At 38.3% G+C, this 21,651-nt stretch carries 13 protein-coding genes; all 13 read right to left on the bottom strand.

The genetic code is table 11. From position 1 onward, the window contains the following. Window positions 1–138: 138 nt before the first annotated feature. The 13 genes from argC to ESZ48_RS01325 all read right to left on the bottom strand — a co-directional run bounded on the left by argC (window position 139) and on the right by ESZ48_RS01325 (window position 21,643). Entirely contained in the window at window positions 139–1,116 is a 978-nt protein-coding gene (gene argC, locus ESZ48_RS01385; protein ID WP_129015516.1) for an N-acetyl-gamma-glutamyl-phosphate reductase, read from the bottom strand. Further along, window positions 1,113–2,303 (bottom strand): argininosuccinate synthase, encoded by a 1,191-nt coding sequence (locus tag ESZ48_RS01380; RefSeq protein WP_129015515.1) that lies wholly within the window; start codon window positions 2,301–2,303, stop codon window positions 1,113–1,115. The genes argC and ESZ48_RS01380 overlap by 4 nt, the downstream gene beginning before the upstream one ends. After that, window positions 2,300–2,917, bottom strand: a complete 618-nt coding sequence (locus ESZ48_RS01375) for a GNAT family N-acetyltransferase (protein WP_129015514.1) — start codon at window positions 2,915–2,917, stop codon at window positions 2,300–2,302. The genes ESZ48_RS01380 and ESZ48_RS01375 overlap by 4 nt, the downstream gene beginning before the upstream one ends. 348 nt (window positions 2,918–3,265) lie before the next feature. Continuing rightward, window positions 3,266–4,846: an NADP-dependent glyceraldehyde-3-phosphate dehydrogenase gene (locus ESZ48_RS01370; RefSeq protein ID WP_129015513.1), complete on the bottom strand. Its 1,581-nt coding sequence runs from the start codon at window positions 4,844–4,846 to the stop codon at window positions 3,266–3,268. A gap of 9 nt (window positions 4,847–4,855) precedes the next feature. Further along, the gene (ilvA, locus tag ESZ48_RS01365; RefSeq protein WP_129015512.1) at window positions 4,856–6,121 is read right to left on the bottom strand and encodes a threonine ammonia-lyase IlvA; all 1,266 of its coding nucleotides are present in this window, start codon (window positions 6,119–6,121) and stop codon (window positions 4,856–4,858) included. A gap of 75 nt (window positions 6,122–6,196) precedes the next feature. Continuing rightward, window positions 6,197–7,699: a ketol-acid reductoisomerase gene (ilvC, locus tag ESZ48_RS01360; protein ID WP_129015511.1), complete on the bottom strand. Its 1,503-nt coding sequence runs from the start codon at window positions 7,697–7,699 to the stop codon at window positions 6,197–6,199. Window positions 7,700–7,712: 13 nt separating this feature from the next. Beyond that, entirely contained in the window at window positions 7,713–8,240 is a 528-nt protein-coding gene (ilvN, locus tag ESZ48_RS01355; protein ID WP_129015510.1) for an acetolactate synthase small subunit, read from the bottom strand. 168 nt (window positions 8,241–8,408) lie between these two features. Beyond that, a complete protein-coding gene (ilvB, locus tag ESZ48_RS01350; protein WP_129015509.1) occupies window positions 8,409–10,145 on the bottom strand; it encodes a biosynthetic-type acetolactate synthase large subunit in 1,737 nt (578 codons plus the stop codon). A 45-nt stretch (window positions 10,146–10,190) separates the two neighbouring features. Next, on the bottom strand, window positions 10,191–11,870 hold the full coding sequence (gene ilvD / locus ESZ48_RS01345; protein WP_129015508.1) for a dihydroxy-acid dehydratase: 1,680 nt from the start codon (window positions 11,868–11,870) through the stop codon (window positions 10,191–10,193). After that, window positions 11,867–12,766 (bottom strand): branched-chain amino acid transaminase, encoded by a 900-nt coding sequence (locus ESZ48_RS01340; protein WP_129015507.1) that lies wholly within the window; start codon window positions 12,764–12,766, stop codon window positions 11,867–11,869. Before ESZ48_RS01340 ends, ilvD begins: the two co-directional genes overlap by 4 nt. 625 nt (window positions 12,767–13,391) lie before the next feature. Further along, on the bottom strand, window positions 13,392–15,971 hold the full coding sequence (locus tag ESZ48_RS01335) for a phosphoenolpyruvate carboxylase (RefSeq protein WP_129015506.1): 2,580 nt from the start codon (window positions 15,969–15,971) through the stop codon (window positions 13,392–13,394). A gap of 139 nt (window positions 15,972–16,110) precedes the next feature. Next, window positions 16,111–17,934, bottom strand: a complete 1,824-nt coding sequence (locus tag ESZ48_RS01330) for an SLC13 family permease (protein ID WP_129015505.1) — start codon at window positions 17,932–17,934, stop codon at window positions 16,111–16,113. A gap of 25 nt (window positions 17,935–17,959) precedes the next feature. Further along, a complete protein-coding gene (locus ESZ48_RS01325; protein WP_129015504.1) occupies window positions 17,960–21,643 on the bottom strand; it encodes a ShlB/FhaC/HecB family hemolysin secretion/activation protein in 3,684 nt (1,227 codons plus the stop codon). Between the last annotated feature and the right edge of the window lie 8 nt (window positions 21,644–21,651).

Below are 21,651 nucleotides of genomic sequence, written 5' to 3'. Positions count from 1 at the left end.
CGGCTTGTTTCACAATGTACTTTCAATGAAAAAACATTTTCATTTCAGTAATGCTCAATATAAACTTTGGCGGATATCTCTTTAATTAAACTTTAGTATCCATAACGCTTTCAGGTTTTCAAACCCTGAAAGCGATTATTAAAAATAATTTGCTTTAAGCAATAGTCCTTCTGTTTCTTCAAATCCAAGCATCAAATTCATGTTTTGAATGGCTTGTCCAGAAGCACCTTTCAACAGGTTATCCACAACACTCGTGATTAACAATTTGGTGTTGTGTTTATACAAATGAAGAAGGCATTTATTGGTGTTGACCACTTGTTTTAAATGGATTTCTTCATCAGAAACTATCGTAAACGGAGCATCTTTATAATAGGTTTTATACAAATCTTTGGCCTCTTCCAAACTTCCATCAAAATCAGTGTAGGCCGTTGTGAAAATTCCTCTTGAGAAATTCCCTCTATTTGGTACTAAAATAACTTCAGAACTGGCATCTTTTTGCAGTGCAAAGAGGCTTTCATTGATTTCTCCCAAATGTTGATGTGAAAAGGCCTTATAATGTGAAAAATTATTGTCTCGCCATGAAAAATGGGTCGTATCCGATAAGGAGGTTCCTGCACCCGTTGCACCTGTAACGGCGTTGACATGAACATCGCTTTTTAAAAGTTGATGTGCTGCCAACGGCAGAAGTGCCAATTGAATTCCAGTAGCAAAACAGCCAGGATTAGCATTATAGTTGGTTTTTTGAATGGCGTCCTTTTGAAGTTCAGGCAATCCGTAAACAAAATGCATCCCTTGAAAATCACGATCTTTTTCCAATCTGAAATCATTGCTTAAATCGATGATCTTAGTTTGAGACGAGAATTTATGACTTTCCAAAAATGCTTTTGAATTGCCATGGCCCAAGCACAAAAACAGAACATCCACCTCTGGATTGATCGTACTGGAAAACTCCAAATCGGTGCTGCCCACCAAATCTTGATGTACTTTATGCACTTTATTTCCAGCGTTGGACGTGCTATAAATAAAATTAAGATTTGTTTTTGGATGGTTCAAGAGCAACCGGATCAATTCGCCTGCCGTATATCCTGCACCTCCAATAATCCCAACGTCAATCATGATTCTGAATTTACTTGGTGATAGATTTTATTTTGATTGCCAATGATTTTTATAAAGCCTTTGGCTTCATCTGCGGTCCAACCTTTGTTCATTTCGCCATAACTACCAAACTTCGCATTCATCAAATCATGTGCAGAGCTGATGCCATCTAAGCTGAAATGGTATGGTTTTAAGGTCACGACAACATCTCCCGATACGTTTTGTTGGCTACTTTCTAAAAAGGCCTCAATGTTTCTCATTACAGGATCCAAATATTGGCCTTCATGCAAATGCATCCCGTAAAAACTGGAGAGGTATTCCTTATGCTGTAATTGCCATTTCGTAAGGGTGTGTTTTTCCAATAAATGATGTGCCTTTACCGTGATGAGTGCCGCGGCGGCTTCAAAACCAACACGACCTTTAATACCGACAATAGTATCGCCAACATGAATATCACGCCCGATAGCATAAGCAGAAGCAAGCGTATTTAAAAGTTCAATATTTTTCTCGGGAGTATTCGACTTCCCATGGAGTGCTACAAATTGTCCTTGCTTGAACGTCAAGGTCACTTTTTCTACACCTTCTCTTCCCAATTGTGATGGATACGCGTGGTCTGGCAATGGTTTTTCAGAAGTTAAGGTTTCTTCGCCACCAACACTCGTGCCCCAAAGGCCTTTATTGACGGAGTATTTTGCTTTATCCCAAGACATGTCCACACCATTACTTTTAAGATAATCAATTTCTTCTTGTCTAGATAATTTCAAATCCCTGATAGGTGTGATGATTTCGATATGAGGTGCCAAGGTTTGAAAAATCATATCAAAACGTACTTGATCGTTCCCAGCCCCTGTACTGCCATGGGCAATATATTGGGCATTGATACTTTTGGCGTATTCAACAATTTCTATGGCCTGAATGATCCGTTCTGCACTTACCGATAATGGATATGTGTTGTTTTTTAAAACGTTTCCGTAAATCAGATACTTGATCACTTTCTCATAATAAGAAGCTACTGCATCAATATTTTTATAGGTAGAAACGCCCATTTTATAGGCATTGGCTTCTATGTTCTTAATTTCTTCAGAAGAAAACCCGCCAGTATTCACACTTACCGCGTGTACTTCATAGCCCAAATCCTTACTGAGATGGACGGCACAGTATGACGTATCCAATCCGCCGCTATAGGCTAAAACTAATTTTTTGCTCATGATTTATCTTTTTTTAAAAACAAGTTCTGTTTGATTTGTTTTAATCTTTGGAACACCTTTGTTTTCACTTCTTTTGGTTCGTCGCTATCTTTAGATTTTGGGTCATATAACATGCCAGTACATAAGCACATTCTCTGCTCCATACGCTGAAGGATATCGTAGTTTTTACAAGTTTGACATCCGTTCCAGAAACTTTGATCATCCGTCAGTTCTGAAAACGTCACGGGTTTGTAGCCCAATTCGCTGTTCATTTTCATAACGGCTAATCCGGTTGTGATACTGAATATTTTAGAATCTGGGAATTTCTCTCTGGAATGCTGAAAAACACGCGCTTTTATTTTTTTGGCTAAGCCTTGCTCTCTATAGTCAGGATGTACAATCAACCCGGAATTGGCAACAAATTTGCCATGTCCCCAAGCTTCAATATAACAAAACCCCGCAAAGATGTCGCCATCTAGAGCGATAACTGCATTTCCGTTTTCCAATTTGGTCATGATATATTCAGGTGTACGTCTTGCAATACCTGTACCTCTTACTTTTGCTGATTCCGCAATGGTGTCGCAAATGATCTGAGCGTAAATAGCATGAGATTTATTAGCAATAACAATGTCCATTGTATTGATGTTTAGATTTAAAAAAAATTAAGATTATGTTGTCGAGAAAAAGAACCGGACTCACCTAAGTTCCAAATATAGAGCGCACCCTTAAGGGAGACGGAACACTACAGGACATAGCCTAATACGGTTGCTATTTAAAACAACTGAATTTGAAAAGTAAATTATATGTGGTGATGTGATCAAGGTAAAAAAAATAAATATACGTTAGCGACTTCTTTTTAGGTTAGAATGCACAGCGTCTGCGCAATACCATTGCGGGACTTGATGGACGTATTTTATTTTTCATTAGAATCATAGATCAAAAGTAACATTTAATTTAGTATTTCAAATAATTTTTAACTTTTTTTAAAGAATATAGTCTGTGCTCATGAAATTTGAGGCTTTGCTGTCTAATAAATTCTTTAAAATAGCATTGTTGTATGCATTGTCTTTTGAAGCCACAAAAGTTCTTATCGAAAAGGAACGCAAGGCATCATGGACACTCAACGTGGCTACAGCAGAATCTTTTCTACCTGTAAATGGATACATATCCGGTCCGCGTTGACAAGAACTGTTCAAATTGACACGACAGACCAAGTTCACCAAAGTATCAATCAAAGGCGCCAAGGTTTTGACGTCGCTACCAAATAAACTGACTTGCTGTCCGTAATTGGAGGCGGCCATATCATTTAAAGGCTCATCAATATCTTTGAAGGAAAGTACTGGAATTACAGGACCAAACTGCTCTTCTTGAAACACCCGCATTGTTTTGTTTACAGGATATAGCACCGCTGGAAAAATGTAATTTTCAGAAGTTTCACCGCCTTTCTTATTCAGGATTTTTGCACCTTTTTCAAGAGCATCATCAATTAGTTCTTGAATGTATTGTGGTTTATCCGATTCAGGTAATGGCGTTAATTTAGCACCAGCTTCCCAAGGATTACCAAATTTTAAAGCATCAACTCGTGCTGAGAAACGTGTATTGAAGTCGTTAACAATGTCTTCATGTACATAGACTATTTTTAGTGCTGTACAGCGTTGACCGTTAAAAGATGTGGTACCTGCGATGCATTCGTCAATTGCCAAATCCAAATCGGCGTCCGCAAGAACAATAGCTGGATTTTTTGCTTCCAATCCTAAAACCAATCGTAATCTATTACTTTTTGGATGTTCGTTTTGTAAAGCATTCGCCGATTTACTATTCCCTATAAGGGCTAGAACATCAACTTTTCCAGACTGCATAATTGGTGTGGCCACCGTTCTTCCACGACCATAAAGAATGTTAACAACTCCTTTTGGAAAACTGCTTTGGAAAGCTTCCAATAATGGTGAGATCAACAAAACTCCATATTTTGCGGGCTTGAAGATTACCGTGTTTCCCATGATCAATGCAGGAATCAACAGCGCAAAAGTTTCATTCAAAGGATAATTGTAAGGTCCTAAACATAAGACGACGCCAAGCGGCCCTCTTCGGATATGTGCATAAACGCCATCATTTTTTTCAAATTTGGAGTTATCTCGATCCAGTTGTTTGTACTCTTCAATGGTATCGTAGATATAATCGACCGTTCTATCAAATTCTTTTTCTGAATCGGGGAGGGTTTTGCCAATTTCCCACATCAGTAATTTCACTATTTCCTCTCGCTTCGTTTTCATTTGGGTGACAAACTTTTCCATGCATCCAATCCGGTCTTTGACTTTCATGGTGGGCCATAAACCTTGACCTTTGTCATAAGCATTTACCGCAGCATCCAAAGCTTCTAAAGCTTCTTTTTCGCTTAAGGTAGGGATGGTGCCCAACAATGTAGGTTTATAGGTTTCAGTTGAAGAAATTGTAGAATAGACTTCTGTGCTTTCTCCAGACCAGGGTTTTAATTCGCCATCTACTAAATAGCTGTTTTGGTGGATGAGTGATTTAATTTGAAACTGTTCTGGAATGTTATTCATAAGATTGTTTTATACTAAAAATTGAAATAAATCTGGTTTGTCGTTGAGGTAATCGCCGTAAAAATTATGGAGTTTCATTTTTGTGATTAGTGGTTGTAAATCATCTGCAGATTTCAATTCTAATCCCACCACAGCAGAACCATTATCACGATTGGTTTTTTTGGTGTATTCAAAGTGTGTGATATCATCTGTTGGACCTAAAATATCGACCACAAACTCACGCAAGGCACCCGCACGCTGAGGAAACTTGATAATGAAATAATGTTTTAGATTGGCGTATAATAGGGCACGTTCTTTGATTTCGGCAGTTCTGGTGATGTCATTATTACTTCCGCTGACGATGCAGATGACATTTTTACCTTTGATTTCATCGGCATATTGGTCTAAAGCTGCAATACTTAAAGCACCTGCAGGCTCTACAATAATGGCGTCCTTATTATACAGGTCGAGCATGGTTTCACATACTTTACCTTCATCAACCGTAATCATGGCATCCAAATTCTGAAAGCAAATATCAAAATTCAAATCGCCAACGCGTTTTACCGAAGCACCATCTACAAAATTCTCGATTTTCTTTAACTTGGTATTCTGTTTATTTTGGATTGAAGTGGACATAGATGGTGCTCCCTTAGGTTCCACACCTATAATTTTTGTGTTTGGGGATAATTCCTTAAACACTGTAGATAATCCAGCCGACAATCCGCCGCCGCCAACAGGAACAAATACATAATGGATAGGGTGCTGGGCCTGATCAATAATTTCGAGAGCCATGGTGGCTTGTCCTTCAATTACTTTTTCATCATTAAACGGATGGATAAAGGTTTTGTTTAAGCGTTCGCATTCTTCCATTGCAGCCGCGTTGGCATCATCAAAAGTGTCGCCAACTAAAACTACTTCGGTATATTCTTCTCCAAACATATTGACTTGCTCAATCTTTTGTTTTGGCGTGGGTGCAGGCATGAAAATGGTGCCTTTTATTTTCAATAATTTACAAGACAAAGCAACGCCTTGAGCATGGTTTCCGGCACTGGCGCACACAATTCCATTTTCAATTTGCGTTGGGCTCAACGATGCCATTTTATTGTAAGCACCTCTAATTTTGTAAGAGCGTACCTGCTGTAAATCCTCACGTTTAAATAGGATATTCGATTCAAATTCCTTTGAATAGCGCTCGCTAACGGTCAGTGGTGTTACCTCAGCAACATCTTGTAGTTTTCTGGCAGCTTCTTCAACAGCTGCCATACTTGGGTAATATATTTTGGTTTCAATCTTCATCACGATTCTTTAGAGGCAGGAGGAATACTCCTGCCTTTTAAATTAAACACATCAATATGATGCTAAGATTTCTTTTTATACTAAAACTGAATCTTCAACTTCAGCATCTGTTTTTATAACTTTCATGGCAGTCATGGCAGCTCTTAAACGCTTCCCAACTGTTTCAATAGGATGATTTCTAATAGCTTCGTTAACAGTAATCAATTCTTGATTGTCAACTGCATTTGATGTTGAAAAAGACGTTCCGATAGTTTTTGGATCGACTTTCTTCATGAAATCTACCAATAAAGGTTTGGCGGCATGGTCAAATAAATAACAACCATATTCTGCCGTATCAGAAATAACACGGTTCATTTCGAACAATTTTTTTCTTGCGATGGTATTGGCAATCAACGGCAATTCGTGCAAGGATTCGTAATAGGCTGAATCTTCAATAATACCGGCACTTACCATCGTATCAAAGGCTAATTCTACTCCTGCTTTAACGAAAGCTATCATCAGCACGCCATGATCAAAATAGGTTTGTTCTGAAATATGATCTGCGGTCAGTTCTGTTTTTTCAAAAGCAGTTTCTCCAGTTGCAGCACGCCATTTTAAAAGATTGACATCATCATTGGCCCAATCTTCCATCATCGTTTTTGAGAAATGTCCAGAAATGATATCGTCCATGTGTTTTTCAAACAATGGCTTTAGAATGGTCTTTAATTCTTCTGCCATTTCAAAGGCTTTAATTTTTGCCGGATTTGATAAGCGATCCATCATATTGGTAATCCCGCCATGTTTCAAAGCTTCAGTGATGGTCTCCCAACCTAACTGAATCAATTTTGCAGCATAGTTGGCATTGACACCTTCCTCAACCATTTTGTCGAACGCAAGGATAGAACCGGTTTGAAGAACCCCACAAAGAATGGTCTGTTCGCCCATTAAATCACTTTTTACTTCAGCAATAAATGAAGATTCCAAAACGCCTGCTCTATCGCCTCCAGTTGCAACGGCATAAGCTTTTGCCTGTTCCAAACCTTTTTGTTCTGGATCATTTTCTGGATGCACCGCAATTAGTGTTGGCACACCAAAACCACGCTTATACTCTTCACGGACCTCGGTCCCAGGACATTTTGGAGCCACCATAATAACGGTAAGATCTTTACGGATTTTTGTGCCTTCTTCTACAATATTGAATCCGTGGGAATAGCTTAATGTTGCGCCTTTTTTCATTAATGGCATCACGGTTTTAACAACATCGGTATGTTGCTTGTCCGGCGTTAAATTCAAGACTAAATCCGCCGTTGGGATCAACTCCTCATAAGTACCTGCGGTAAATCCGTTGGAGGTTGCATTTTTATAAGACGCACGTTTCTCTTTAATAGCGGCGTCACGTAAAGCATAGGTAATGTTCAGACCTGAATCGCGCATGTTCAAACCTTGGTTTAAACCTTGGGCGCCACAGCCTACAATAACTATTTTCTTTCCTTTTAGCGCATTGATGCCGTCTTCAAATTCTGAAGCCTCCATAAATCGGCATTTTCCTAATTGCTCCAATTGTAGTCTTAACGGTAATGTGTTGAAATAATTTGACATTTTATTTTGATTTTTAATGTTGAAATGCTTCGAGCATTTTTGATATTTTCATTTCGTCCTTGGTCACCGCAATTCGTCCTGAACGGGTAAACTGCATGATTCCAAAAACACTTAATTCACGGTGTAATAATTCTAATTCCTCTTTACGCCCAGACTTTTCAATGACGAAAAAATCTCTGTTAACGGTCACAATACGGGCGTTACTTTCTTTGATGATATTTTGAATTTGTGGTTCGTCAAAAAGTAAATGCGATTTGATTTTAAACAGGCAAGACTCTTGATAGATGGTCTCCTCCTCTGTATGGTAATACGCTTTGATCACCTCCACTTGTTTTTCTATCTGACCGATGACTTTTTTCATGCGCTCTTCCGAGAGCTTCACAACGATGGTCCACTTGGATACATTTTCAATCTCAGAAACTGAGGAGTTGATGCTCTCAATATTGATGTGGCGACGTTGAAAAATTGCCGAGATCCGATTTAATAATCCGATGTTATTTTCCGTGTAAATGGAAACGGTATATAAATTAGTTTCATTCATTTTTTTAAGATGTTTTTTTTTGAGATTATAGATATTAGAATATAGATACTAGACTTCTCCCTCTATTGGATATAATCCTCTATTTGTTTATTCGATACTCTATTTTCTATGCTCTTTTTATCTATTAGATGTCTTAATCCTCCAGTTTTGATGCTTCCAGCGTTTTCTTTATTCCAAACGGATATCTGAAACGCTTGCACCTGTTGGAATCATAGGGAAAACATTGCCTTCTTTTTCTACGCGTACTTCTAAAAAGTACGGTCCTTCACAAGCCATCATCTCAGCAACGGCCTTTTTTAGATCTTCTCTTTTGGTTACTTTTTGCGCATCGATATAATATCCTTTTGCAATAGCTACAAAATCTGGATTGGTCATTTCGGTGGAAGCGTATCGTTTTTCGAAAAACAGTTGTTGCCATTGGCGTACCATTCCTAAGAACTCATTGTTTAACACTACAATTTTCACGGGCACTTTTTGTTGAAAAATGGTGCCCAATTCCTGAATGGTCATTTGGTAACCACCATCGCCAATAATTGCTACCACATCACGCTCTGGTGCCGACATTTTCGCCCCTATGGCTGCAGGAAGTGCAAATCCCATTGTTCCCAATCCGCCAGAGGTGATATTACTTCTGGTAGTTGTGAATTCAGCATATCGGCAGGCGATCATTTGGTGTTGACCAACGTCAGAAACAATAGCGGCATTTCCTTTGGTTTGAATATTGATTTCCTTGAGAACTTCACCCATGGTCAAGCCTTCTTTTGTAGGATAGAGGTCATCCTTGATGACTTTTTCGTATTCTATAGCATACAAATCTTTAAATTTTTGATGCCATTCTGTATGTGAATTTGGTTTTAATAATGGTAACAATTGTGATAAACTTTCTTTGGCATCACCTAAAACCGACACATCTGTTTTTACGTTTTTATCAATCTCAGAAGGATCAATTTCAAAGTGAATTATTTTAGCCTGTGTTGCATAAGATTCCAGTTTTCCCGTAACGCGATCGTCAAAACGCATGCCTATGGCAATTAAAACATCACAATCATTGGTCAACACATTGGGTGCATAATTTCCATGCATGCCTACCATCCCAACATTTAAAGGATGCGCTGTTGGAACTGCTGAAGCACCAAGAATGGTCCATGCCGATGGAATGCCTGCTTTTTCAATAACGGCGATCAATTCTTTTTCGGCTTCACTTAAAATAACGCCTTGTCCCCAAACGATAAACGGTTTCTTAGCTGAGTTTATCAAAAGCGCAGCAGCTTTCACATCGTCAATATCAGTTTTTGGAACAGGATTGTAACTTCTGACGCCTTTGCATTTTTCATAGGAAAAATCGAACTCTTCAAACTGAGCATCCTTGGTAATATCGATCAATACCGGTCCTGGACGCCCACTTCTGGCGAGATAAAATGCTTTGGCAATCACTTCCGGAATTTGTGAAGCTTTGCTGATTTGGTGGTTCCATTTCGTTACCGGGGTAGAAATACCAATAATATCCGTTTCCTGAAAGGCATCGCTTCCCAATAAATGTGAAGCCACCTGACCTGTAATGCACACCATAGGTGTAGAATCTATTTGTGCATCTGCAATGCCTGTAATGAGATTTGTAGCCCCAGGTCCAGAAGTAGCTATCGCCACCCCAACTTTTCCTGAAATACGTGCATAACCTTGGGCCGCATGAGTAGCGCCTTGTTCGTGACGTGTAAGTACATGGTGTATTTGATCTCTAAATTTATAAAGTTCATCATATACAGGCATGATTGCACCACCTGGATATCCGTAAAGAATGTCCACACCTTCAGCAATCAGACATCTGATGATCGCTTCGCTACCTGAGATTCGCATTGTGGTAGTAGTGGTTTTTTCTTCTTTATTTAATGTTTCTGTGTCTTTCATAATCTTACTTCAATTAATAAGATTCCTGCCTGCGCAGGAATTTGTTTAGAACTCATCCGTTACACATCCTTTAGATGCCGATGAAACTGTTCTGGCATATTTATATAGAACGCCTCGCTCAAATTTTAAAGCAGGGGCTTGCCATTTTGAACGTCTGTTTTGAAGTTCTTCTTCTGATACTTCTAAAGTAATGGTATTGGTTTCGGCATCAATGGTTATCAAATCGCCATCTTTTACCAAAGCAATTGCACCGCCTTCTTGCGCTTCTGGAGTGATATGTCCTACCACAAAACCATGGGTACCTCCTGAAAAACGACCGTCTGTAATCAATGCCACATCTTGACCTAATCCTGCACCAATAATGGCTGCGGTTGGTTTTAGCATTTCCGGCATTCCAGGGCCACCTTTTGGTCCTTCATAGCGAATAACGACAACATCGCCTTTTTCTACCTTTCCATCTCTAATACCATCATTAGAGGCATATTCTCCTTCAAAAACTTTTGCTTTTCCAACAAAACGTAAGCCTTCCTTTCCTGTTATTTTAGCCACACTTCCCTCTGTAGCTAAATTGCCATAGAGCATGCGTAAATGGCCAGAAATTTTAATCGGATTTTCTATAGGCATGATCACGTCTTGACCTTCTTTTAAATCGGCTACATCCAAAAGGTTTTCTGCCATTGTTTTTCCAGTAACCGTCATACAGTCGCCATGAAGCATCCCTTTTTTAAGGAGATATTTTAAAACCGCGGGGATGCCACCAACAGCGTGTACATCTTCCATAAGATATTTTCCGCTTGGTTTTAAATCGGCTAAAAATGGCGTGTTGTCACTTATGTTTTGAAAATCCTTAAGCGTAAAATCTATTTGGGCGGCTCTTGCAATCGCTAAAAAATGGAGTACTGCATTGGTAGAACCTCCAAGAATAGTCACCAACCTCACCGCATTCTCCAGGGATTTTCTGGTAATGATGTCTGATGGCTTGATGTCTTTTTCCAATAAGAGTCGCATGGCTTCACCCGCCTTAACGGATTCTTGTTGTTTGTCTTTGCTGAGTGCAGGGTTTGAAGAGTTATAAGGTAACGTCATCCCCAATGCTTCAATAGCCGAAGCCATCGTATTTGCAGTGTACATTCCTCCACAAGCACCAGCTCCTGGACATGCTTTTTCAACAATAGTTTGGTATTCGGTTTCTGACATGGTGCCTGCAACTTTACTGCCCCAAGCTTCAAATGCGGAAACGATATCTAATTTTTTTCCATTATGACAACCTGAATCGATGGTACCACCATACACTAAAATACTTGGACGGTTCAAGCGAATCATCGCCATTAACGCACCCGGCATATTTTTATCGCAACCCACTACAGTTACCAACCCATCATAACTCATGGCTTGAACAACAGTTTCCATGGAATCTGCAATGATATCACGAGAAGGAAGCGAGTAGCGCATGCCTGGCGTTCCCATTGAAATGCCATCGCTCACACCAATCGTATTGAATATCAAACCGATGATATCTTCATTTTTTGTGCCTTCTTTTACCAATTTAGCCAAATCGTTAAGGTGCATATTACACGGATTCCCTTCATAACCAGTGCTGGCAATGCCAATCATGGGTTTGAAAAAGTCCTCGGTAGTCAAACCAATGGCGTGCAACATGGCTTGTGCTGCGGGTTGTGTTGGATCTTGGGTGACTGTTTTACTGTATTTATTTAGATTACTCATAGTGCTTTTGAAAATTTATTTTTTCGTTGTCCTAAAACTTCTTGTTGGTACAACTGCATTAATTTAAATCCTAATGAATCTGTCCATCGTAATGGAAACTCATACTCATCTAAAGATTTGAGTCCAACAACTTCTGCTGCCGTTCCCGTAAAAAATGAACTGTCTGCTTGTTTCAACTCGTCCAATTTGAAATGCTTTTCTTCAACTGGAATACCTTCTTCTTGGCAAATTTCTAAGATGGTAGAACGTGTAATTCCTGCCATGATACTCCCTTTTTTAGGTGTATATAACTTTCCGTTTTTTTCCATAAAGATGTTTGCTCCTGAACATTCTGCGACATTGCCATGCATATCCAATAACAAGGCTTCATCAAAACCTGCGTCTTTAGCTTCGTTGGTGGATAAAATGGAGTTAATATAATGCCCGGTTACTTTTGCTTCAACAAAACAGGATTTTGGATTTGGACGTTCAAAAGAGGACGTCATCACACGCAATAATTTGTCGCCCATTAATTTCCCCCATTCCCAACACTGCATGGTCAAGATAGATTCCTTTGAAGTATATAAGCCCATATTAGCGCCGGTAGTAATTAAAGGGCGGATATAGGCATCTTCGAGATTGTTTCTTTTTAAAAGATCGTAGGTGATTGCTGTAAGCTCTTCAACAGTATAGTTGAAAGGAATCCCCATGACTTCAGCGCCGTATTTTAATCGTTTGTAGTGTTCTTTAGCTTTGAAAATTTTGGCGCCTTTAGGAGTTTCGTAAGATCTAATCCCTTCAAAAACGCCATTGCCATAATGCAAAGTTTGGCTGTATAAACTACCTGTGGCGGCTTCAGGTTTTAAAAATTCACCGTTGTGGTAAATAATAGTTTGGTTGTTGGAATACGCGTTCATAATCATTTAAAGTTTTAAAATTACAATATTAAGATTGTTTCAAGGTTTTGAATTTACGATTTAAGACTAAACTCAGCGTTTATCTTTGACACCAAAAATATTGATAATCAATTTTTTAGGTTGGTTTATTTATGACGTTCAATATGCTAAACTTTTCAATTAAAAAAGCCTGTATCTCAATTGATACAGGCTTTTATGGAAATAGCATACTGTATCAACTAACTCGAGCTAATAATAATCACGCTAATAATGACAATAATCTGATTCATAGGTACAAAAAAAGCCTTCCAATTATGAGGAAGGCTTTACGTTTTATATTTAAACTTTAGATACCATTCCTCATCGTTGTGAAATAATCACAACGCGAATAATAGAAATAATATTTAAGTTTTGTTTGTTCATTTATTCGTCAAAAGTCAAAATTTATTATTTCAAAACCTAATATTTTCGCGAAGAATGTTTAAATATGTTTTTTATATTCATTGTTTTCTTATAAAGTATCAAGACCGCTGCGCTTGTAGAATCAAGAACAAAGACTTGATTGTAAATAATTTACAAACCTTTGCTGTTAAAATTGCCTGATTACCTCTCTTTAGAAATAATTTCGAAGTATGAACTCAAATCTTTAGGCCGAATTCCTGCTCGCATTAATATTTCCAAACAAAGAACGCATCACGATTTTTTCGTAAACTTTGATTTGCGCTTCATCCCGTGGCGATTCCTTCTCCAATTCCTGAATTTTCTTTAAGGCGAATTGCTGAATGGTTAAAAGCGGTAACACAATAGATTCCCTTATGCTAATGGATGCTTTACCGGAAGGCTCTTCCTGCATCAATTCAGTAAAGCCTGTCAGTTTAAGGATCAAACGTTTTGTGATGACGTACTCATCATGAATGATGTTCCAAAATGGACCATATTCAGGATCGTCAGACATGTATTTGGTCAGATCAAAGAAGGATTTTGACAAGGACATCATGCTGTTTTCAATCAATGTTTTGAAGAAACTTGATGTTTTAAACAGATGCTGTACTTTTTCAAATTCATTGGCGTCTTCATAATATTTTAAAGCTGTTCCTACCCCAAAGAATCCTGGGACGTTTTGTTTAAGTTGGCTCCAAGATCCAACAAACGGAATGGCCCTTAAATCTTCAAAAACAAGTCCTTCAGATTTGCCACGTTTTGTTGGCCTACTTCCAATATTGGTTTTGGAATAGTATTTTAAGGTACTCATATTCTCTAAATAAGAAATGAATTTTGGATGTGCCTTAAAATCGGCGTAAGCTTTATAACTCAAAGTGGCCAGATTGCCCATGACTTCCCTGTTTTCTGGTAACATACGTAAATCGCTATCAATCAAGCTATTATAAATACCAGAACTGATCAACTGCTCCAAATTATACTGTGACGAATCTAAAGTGCCAAAATTAGAACTAATGGTCTGCCCTTGAATGGTCAATTGTACTTCTTTGTCTTCAATAGTTGGTCCTAATGACGCATAGAAATTATGTGTTTTTCCACCACCACGTGCGGGAGGACCACCACGGCCATCAAAGAAAATAACGGTCACTTCATACTTACGTGAAATTTCGGTGAGGCGCTCTTTCGCTTTATAAATGGCCCAATTGGCCATCAAATAGCCACCATCTTTGGTACCATCACTAAACCCAAGCATGATGGTCTGTTTGTTGTTTCTTGATTTTAGATGTGCACTGTATGCAGGATTTGTATACAGCTCCTCCATGACCAAATGAGCGTTTTCCAAATCGGTGATGGTTTCAAAAAGAGGACCAATATCAACGGTCATTTGATCTTGAAACGCTACGAGTTTTAACATCGCAAACAAATGCATGACATGCAGCGTGCTTTGGTTGTTACTGATGATATATCTGTTGCAAGCCTGTTCGCCATTTTTTTCCTGAATGGTTTTAATAGCTTCAATGATTTGCAAGGTTTTTAGCGTTTCGTCATCTTTTATCAAGGAGAAATCAATTTTGCCCTCAACTTTTGAGAGTACTTGCACTTGTTCTGATGGTGAAAGTTCAAAATAATTTTTCGGAAAAATGGTACTGCCACTTTTTAATAAGGTTTTCACTAAATCGATAAACACTTTTTCGTGCGCACGGCTGTCCTGTCGGATATCCAACGTTGAAAAATGAAATCCGAAAAGATGGATTTTATTGAGTAAACTGTTGATTTCAGAAACATACAGCGATTGGTGTTTTTGGATGATTATGTCTTTTATCGAATTTAATTCCGTTTTTAAATCGTCTAAGGTCAATTCAGAAGGATTGCCAATCATCAATTCATACAGTTCATTTTCTAGGAGCGACATACGCTCTTCAGTACCTCTAAAAGTGAGTTTTCTTTTCAGTCTTCTAACGTCGCGATAATAGTTTTTAATTATGGTTTCTTTTAAACGCTCTGCCACTTTGAGAGTGATTTCAGGCGTCACAAAGGGATTTCCATCGCGATCTCCGCCTGGCCAGAAACCAATATTGATGATGTTATTGTCAATTTTATTTCCATCAAATATATTCTGTTGGATATAGTCGAAAATGTCCCCAAAGGATTTATAAAAAACATTTTCCAAATACCAGATTAAGCTGACGGCTTCATCATAAGGAGTTGGTTTTTCATGTTTAAAAAATGGTGTTTTCCCTAATTGTGCAAGCAAATCGTTGATGCGAAGCAAATCGTTTTCCTTAATGGCTTCGGTCAGATCCGTAATAATACCTAAAACGGAGCCTGGGTAGAATTGCGTAGGGTGAGCGGTCAATACAATACGGACCTTAAATTCCTTCAGATATTTTCGGAGCAATTCCATTTTGTTTTCTGCAGAGACGCTTTCTTTCAAACTTCTTAAAGTACCAATCCCATCCATATTATTGACTATCGGGAATGCCGCATCTTCTATGGCGTCAAACAATACGACTTGACGTTCAATATATTGGATAAAACGAAACAGTAAGTTGATTTGGCTTTCTGGACTGCGTCGGGCTTGGTATTTTTCAAAAAATGAATTGACTATAGAGGTAGGATCCATACCATCACTAAAGCCTTTACGGCAGGTCTCATGAAACAATGGCAATAAAACACCGGTTTTTGTGACGGCATCAAATGGCAAGGTCATGAAAATACCATTATAGATTTGATATTTTGATAAGACGCTTTGATTAAAACGCGTTAATTTTGGTTGCTTTGACATGTATTTAAATTTGTTTGAACATCTAAAATTACTAAAGCTAGCTCTAATACGATTATGAAATTGAAATTTTTACTGAATAAGGATATTAAAGCGGGGTAGTTTTAATAAATCGCAAAATAAAGACACTAAAAAGTTGAAATTAGTGGCCGTTAAGCATTGTGGATAACAGAAGCGTGCCCACAACCAACAAGATAATGGACAATAATCCTCCAATGATCAAGAAATGCCTGAACTTATAAGCGCCAGTTCCGTAAATTAATGTGTTAGTTTGGTACCCCATAGGTGTGAAGAAACTAAAATTGGCGGCAAACATGACCGCAAGAATAAACGGTTTGGCAGGTAAATCTAACCCAGCAGCCAGAGTTATGGCTATAGGTGTGATGATGACCGCAGTGGCGTTGTTGGATATAAAACCGCTCATGATCATGGTAATTCCAAACAGGACACCTAAAATAATAATGTTGTTCTGACCCGTAAGCAAATTCAGTAAAACCTCTGAGATCCACATATCTGTCTTGGAGTTGTGCATGGCAATCCCTAATGGAATCATGCCTGCCAATAAAAAAATGATTTGCCAGTTTACCTTTTTATAAATCTTTGATAAGTTGATGCAGTTTGTTATGAGAAGCAACGCAACGCCAGACAATGCACTTGATAAGATGGTTAACACACCACTTGCCGCCAAACCTACAACCATTACCAGGGCTAAGAGACTTATCGTTCTTTTGTAAGGATTAATCTTGTAATCTTCTTCATGATGTCTTAGCACTATGGTATTGTCTATGGAATACAGATGTTTGATTTCATCTTCTTTTGCCTTCAAAAGTAGTTTGTCTCCAGCTTGTAAGTTGTTGTTTTTTATGATTTTAGGAAGGTTGAGACGCATTCCTTTTTCAAATTGTCTTCTGTTTTGAATTCCCAAAGGCCTCGCCACATTAAAAAGTAAGTTTTTAATTTCGGAGAACGATTTGTCAATAAATTCAGATCCTGGAAGAATCAATAATTCCACAAAGCTGTATCTGATTTTTTTACTTTCGTTTTCAAGACCTGCATCCATATCCTCCGGAAAATACAATTCACTTTCAGCGGTAAGCCTGAAATCATCTTTTGAGATGGAAGCATACGCTTTGACATCACTTAAAACGACCAACTTATCATCAACGCGTAGTGTTGTATTAGGTCCAGGGGCATTGTTGACAATATCATTACGGATAAGTCTTAATACACGGATATCTGGGTTTTTATAAAATTTAGCATCTGATAAAGCAGTGCCAATAAGTTTTGATTCTGGTTTTACGGTCAACGTGAACATAAACGTGTTGTCAACGAAAGTATCGGTGAGTTCATTGTTATTGGTTTTTGGTAACCATCGGCTTGCAATGGTCATGAACACAATGCCAACAGCTAATAAAATAACACCGTATACCGTAAATTCAAAAAACGAAAACTGTTCTGCTCCTAACTTTTGGGCCACAGAATTTACCAACAGGTTTGTGGAAGTTCCCATTAACGTACAGCTTCCACCTAAAATACCAGCAAAAGAAATGGGCATTAATAATTTTGGAGCAGAGAAATTATACTTCTCAGAAAGTTGCGCAATAATCTTAATAAAAATGACGACAACTGCCGTGGTACTAATGAATGCTGAAATGGATGCCGAGATAAGCATGAACGCCGGAACCATCAATACCATTGGTAGAATTTTTAATTTCTTGATGGACTGCGTCAAAAGATCAATAACACCATTGTCTTCGAGACCTATTGCCAAAATCATGAGCATCAAGATGGTGATGGTGGCGGAGCTGGAAAAACCACTGATTGCCTCTTCAGGAGAGGTTAGACCAGTTAAAACAAGTGCTACGATAATAAGGAATGCAATCTTATCTATAGGCAATGCTTCTGTTGCAAAGAGCAGAATGGTTACTCCAAGAATGATAAATACAAGGATGATCTCAAAACTCATGGCAACCGATATTTTTACTGATTAATTAAAATCCAAAACCGAGGCCTATTTGGATGATGGCATCTTCATCAGATACGAAATACCCTGCGTTTACAGATAGTGCATTTAAACTACCTAACCAAAATCCGCCACCATAAGAGTTATGCCACGTATTTGACATGTCGTCGGACACCCAAACACGGCCATAATCAAAACCACCAAAAATCCCCAAGGTGATTGGAGTTAAAGCCGTGACGAATTCTTTTAAACGCCATTTAAGATCGGTGCTCTGATAAAATGACGATTTTCCAGCAAAACGATCATTTCTGTAGCCTCGTAATCCGGTGTCGCCACCTATAGACTGAGCATGATAAAATAAATAGTCGTCTCCAAAATTGGTTCTTATCTCTGCTTTTGAGCCCAATACTAAGTCCCCCGAGGGAATCAATTTACGGTCAAAACCGAGTTTAAAAACGGCGTAACCAAATTGATTATTATCTAATTTCAAATTTTTCTTATAGCCTAATACCGCTTTAAAATAAAGTCCACGGGTTGGAAAGTCCAAAGCATCGGCATTTTCATAGAGTAAATCAGCTTCGGCACCTATGTAATTTTGAGTTTCAAAGACGTCCTCGCCAAAATTACTGGTATTAAAGAATCGATTTGGATCTTCCTCAACACTATAGTTTTCAAAAAGTGCATGTAAATGGATGCTTCGATAAGCAATCCCGCTTCTTAATTTAATTTGTTTTATGCGCGCTCTATTAAAATCCTTGCCTACCACATCTTCATCATAGGTGGTGTCATTACCATAACCAAAAAAGTTGTTAGCAAATTGGGCACTGGCATAATACCCAACCATTTCAAAATTCCAGTTAGGAATGATGTTGGCATAGACGCCATAATAGTTGGCTTCTACAGCACCGAAATTGAAAAAATAATTGGCTGATAGTGTATGCTTATATCTAAAATCCTCACCGTTAAAACCGTGGTTGGTGTAGGTGTCTTTCAATCCGAAGAACGCACCTTCATCTGTTTTAAAGCCTAAATTTGGAAAGAATACGTTACTATTCTCCTTAAATTCGCGGTAAATATAAGTGTTGGTTTCATAAAGTTGGGTGAATTGTTTTGAAGGAGTTTTATCTGTAAACTTAGCTTCTTCATGTTTCCAATCATAAACTTTCAGGTTTTTACGATTGCTGATCTCAAATACATCGTCTCCATGACCACCAACCAAGCGCACCATAATTTCACGATCACCTTCTCCGGAAACTTCAAATTTATCGTCATCATTTAACCCATAAATCCAGAGTTCTTTTGTGTCTTTTCTATCAAACGTACGTTCAAAGAAAATTGGATTTGGAGCATCAGTTTTTAAGCGTTTGAGCACCACTTTGGTTTTGCCCTGTGGAAGACGCGTCACTTCTATTTTATCATCTTTATGGGTGCCATGGATGACCACAATTTGCTGCATCCGGTCACCATATCGTTTGGCAATACCATCAAGGTTTTTCAATCGGCCTTTGAGTTTGCGTTTGATGTCATCAGAAGCTTCATCCTGAACTTCAGTTGGCAATCGTGTAAAAGCTTGGTCAATAATCTCATCGGTAACATTTGATTGGATTATTTTGGCTTCTTCCACCCAAACCGATGCATCGTGTTTATTCAAAAATGCGATGTCCAGATTATTGCCTTCGGCGTTAAACCATTTCACATTCTTTATATCCGTGTCGTAAGATTGCCAAAACCTCACGTCGGGCATGAGCATTTTGATAATGGGAATGGCAACGCCATCAAATTTGGAAAAGGCGGCATCTCTGTCTCGAGGGATAGGAATAAATCGTATGTCATCTTCACTGACTTCATATTGTATCCAGCGCCATTGGTCTTGATGACGGTCCCAATCGCCAATAAGCATATCAAATAATCGGGCGCGGATGTAGGCGCGTTGATCAATGCTATATTTCTCGCTTCTATTCAGTTTTTCAAGAACATCAGTGGTGCTTTCAAATTTGACAGCTTCTCCTTTTTCTTCAGGATTTGCCCGATTGTAGCCCTCATAATCTTTTTGTTCCATCATTGGGCGTTCTTCAATAAAATAGAGCTGGTCGCCATAATCAGGTCCTAAGAATTTAAAACCTGGTTGTTTTGGTAAATAGTATAATTGCGTATTGGCGTGATTGACACCTGCCGATTTTGCTATCGGATCAATGACCAATTGCATATAGGGATGGGTGGTGCTGAAAAAGTCATAAACAACGGTTTCAGCAAAGGTGCCTTTAAAATCTTCTTCTACATAGGCAATTCCCGGAACTTTAAACCTAAGGAACTTTAAAGCATCCTTTTCAAGTCCTCTCATGGCATATTCCTTACCTTCTGCATCTTCAAGACGTGCAGAAAAAGACTGGTGCCCACCGCCTTGTTTGGTTATTTTTAAACCTGAATTTAAAGTGTCCAAGATGGCAATATTTGCCGTGACAGGTGTTCCAAAATAAGAACGGTATCGATCACCCCAAATAAATTTATAAAATCCTGATTTATCAAGTTTATCTTTATCGTTAGTAATGGCCAATGTTTTTGTGTGTTCTGAAAATGTCGGAATTGGATATTCTTCTTTTGTTTCTGGAAACTTGGTATTAAGGTCAAAAGCGTAGGTGTCTTTTTCTGTGAGAAAATTCACATCCGAAGTGCCATCTTCATAATAGTTGATAATTGCAAAGCCGTTTTCACCATAAGTAAACTGCCCTTCAAAATTTAAAGAACCGCCAATATTGACAATCTTTCCCTTAGAAAGTTTAGTTCCAGTACGAGAACCTAATGATCCACTAATAATTTGACGAATGTTATTACTGGCTAAGTATTGCAAACTTTCTTCGTGCCCGGACACAATGGTCACCCTGTCATTATCCTGAACTAAGGAACTGATCACGGTACGTAAATAATTATAACGATGAGATTTGAGTCGTTGCTTTGAAAAACCTCCTAAATCAATAACTTCATTAACGATATTTCCAACTATTGGCAGTGGTGTAATGCTTTCTAAAAAAGTTCTGTTCCCTGCATATTTACCATTGCTAAAAATAGGATGATGCATCACTATCAATAAGTTCTTTCCTCTAGAGTCTTTAATATAGCTCTCAAATTCTTCGTTGAATCTACGTTTGGTATTAATGTCAGGACACTTTTTATTCATGCCTTCAACATGGTCCCAATTCGTCTCAAACCAATTGGAATCGACATAAAGAATATCTAGGGTTTCATTGACTTCAACATATTCTAAAGGACAGACATTTGTAGGCTGCACTTCAAAATTTTTGATATTATTATCTTTTAAATAATCTTCGACCCATTCAATTTCTTTGGTGTTGTTGCTGCTCCATTCATGATGTCCAGGAATGAAAACAGTATTGCCCTTAAAACCCTTGGCGAGATCAATTTGTGCTTTTATAAAAGATTCCTTTTCGTTTTTGTCTGCTTTTTTCGGAATATAATCACCCGTATAAAGCAAGGTGCTTTTCTTGTTGGCTTTATCCAAATATGACTTTAGAAGATCTTGAATCTCAGGATTGGAGTCCGCTTCTGCAGTTCCTAAGCCGCCAACAACAAAAAATGTGTGTACGGGTTCTTTTGAGGTTGAGGCTTCTTTTTCGGGAATTATAGACTGTGGCTTATAAGTGGCACAAGCCGAAAGGGTAAGAATCAAAAGGGCTATAATAATATTTTTTCTCATCGAAATTG

The sequence above is a fragment of the Gelidibacter gilvus genome (assembly GCF_004115975.1).
Lineage (GTDB): Bacteria > Bacteroidota > Bacteroidia > Flavobacteriales > Flavobacteriaceae > Gelidibacter > Gelidibacter gilvus.
The sequence above is the reverse complement of the archived record's forward strand: the minus strand, read 5'-3'. Positions and strand labels throughout refer to the sequence as shown.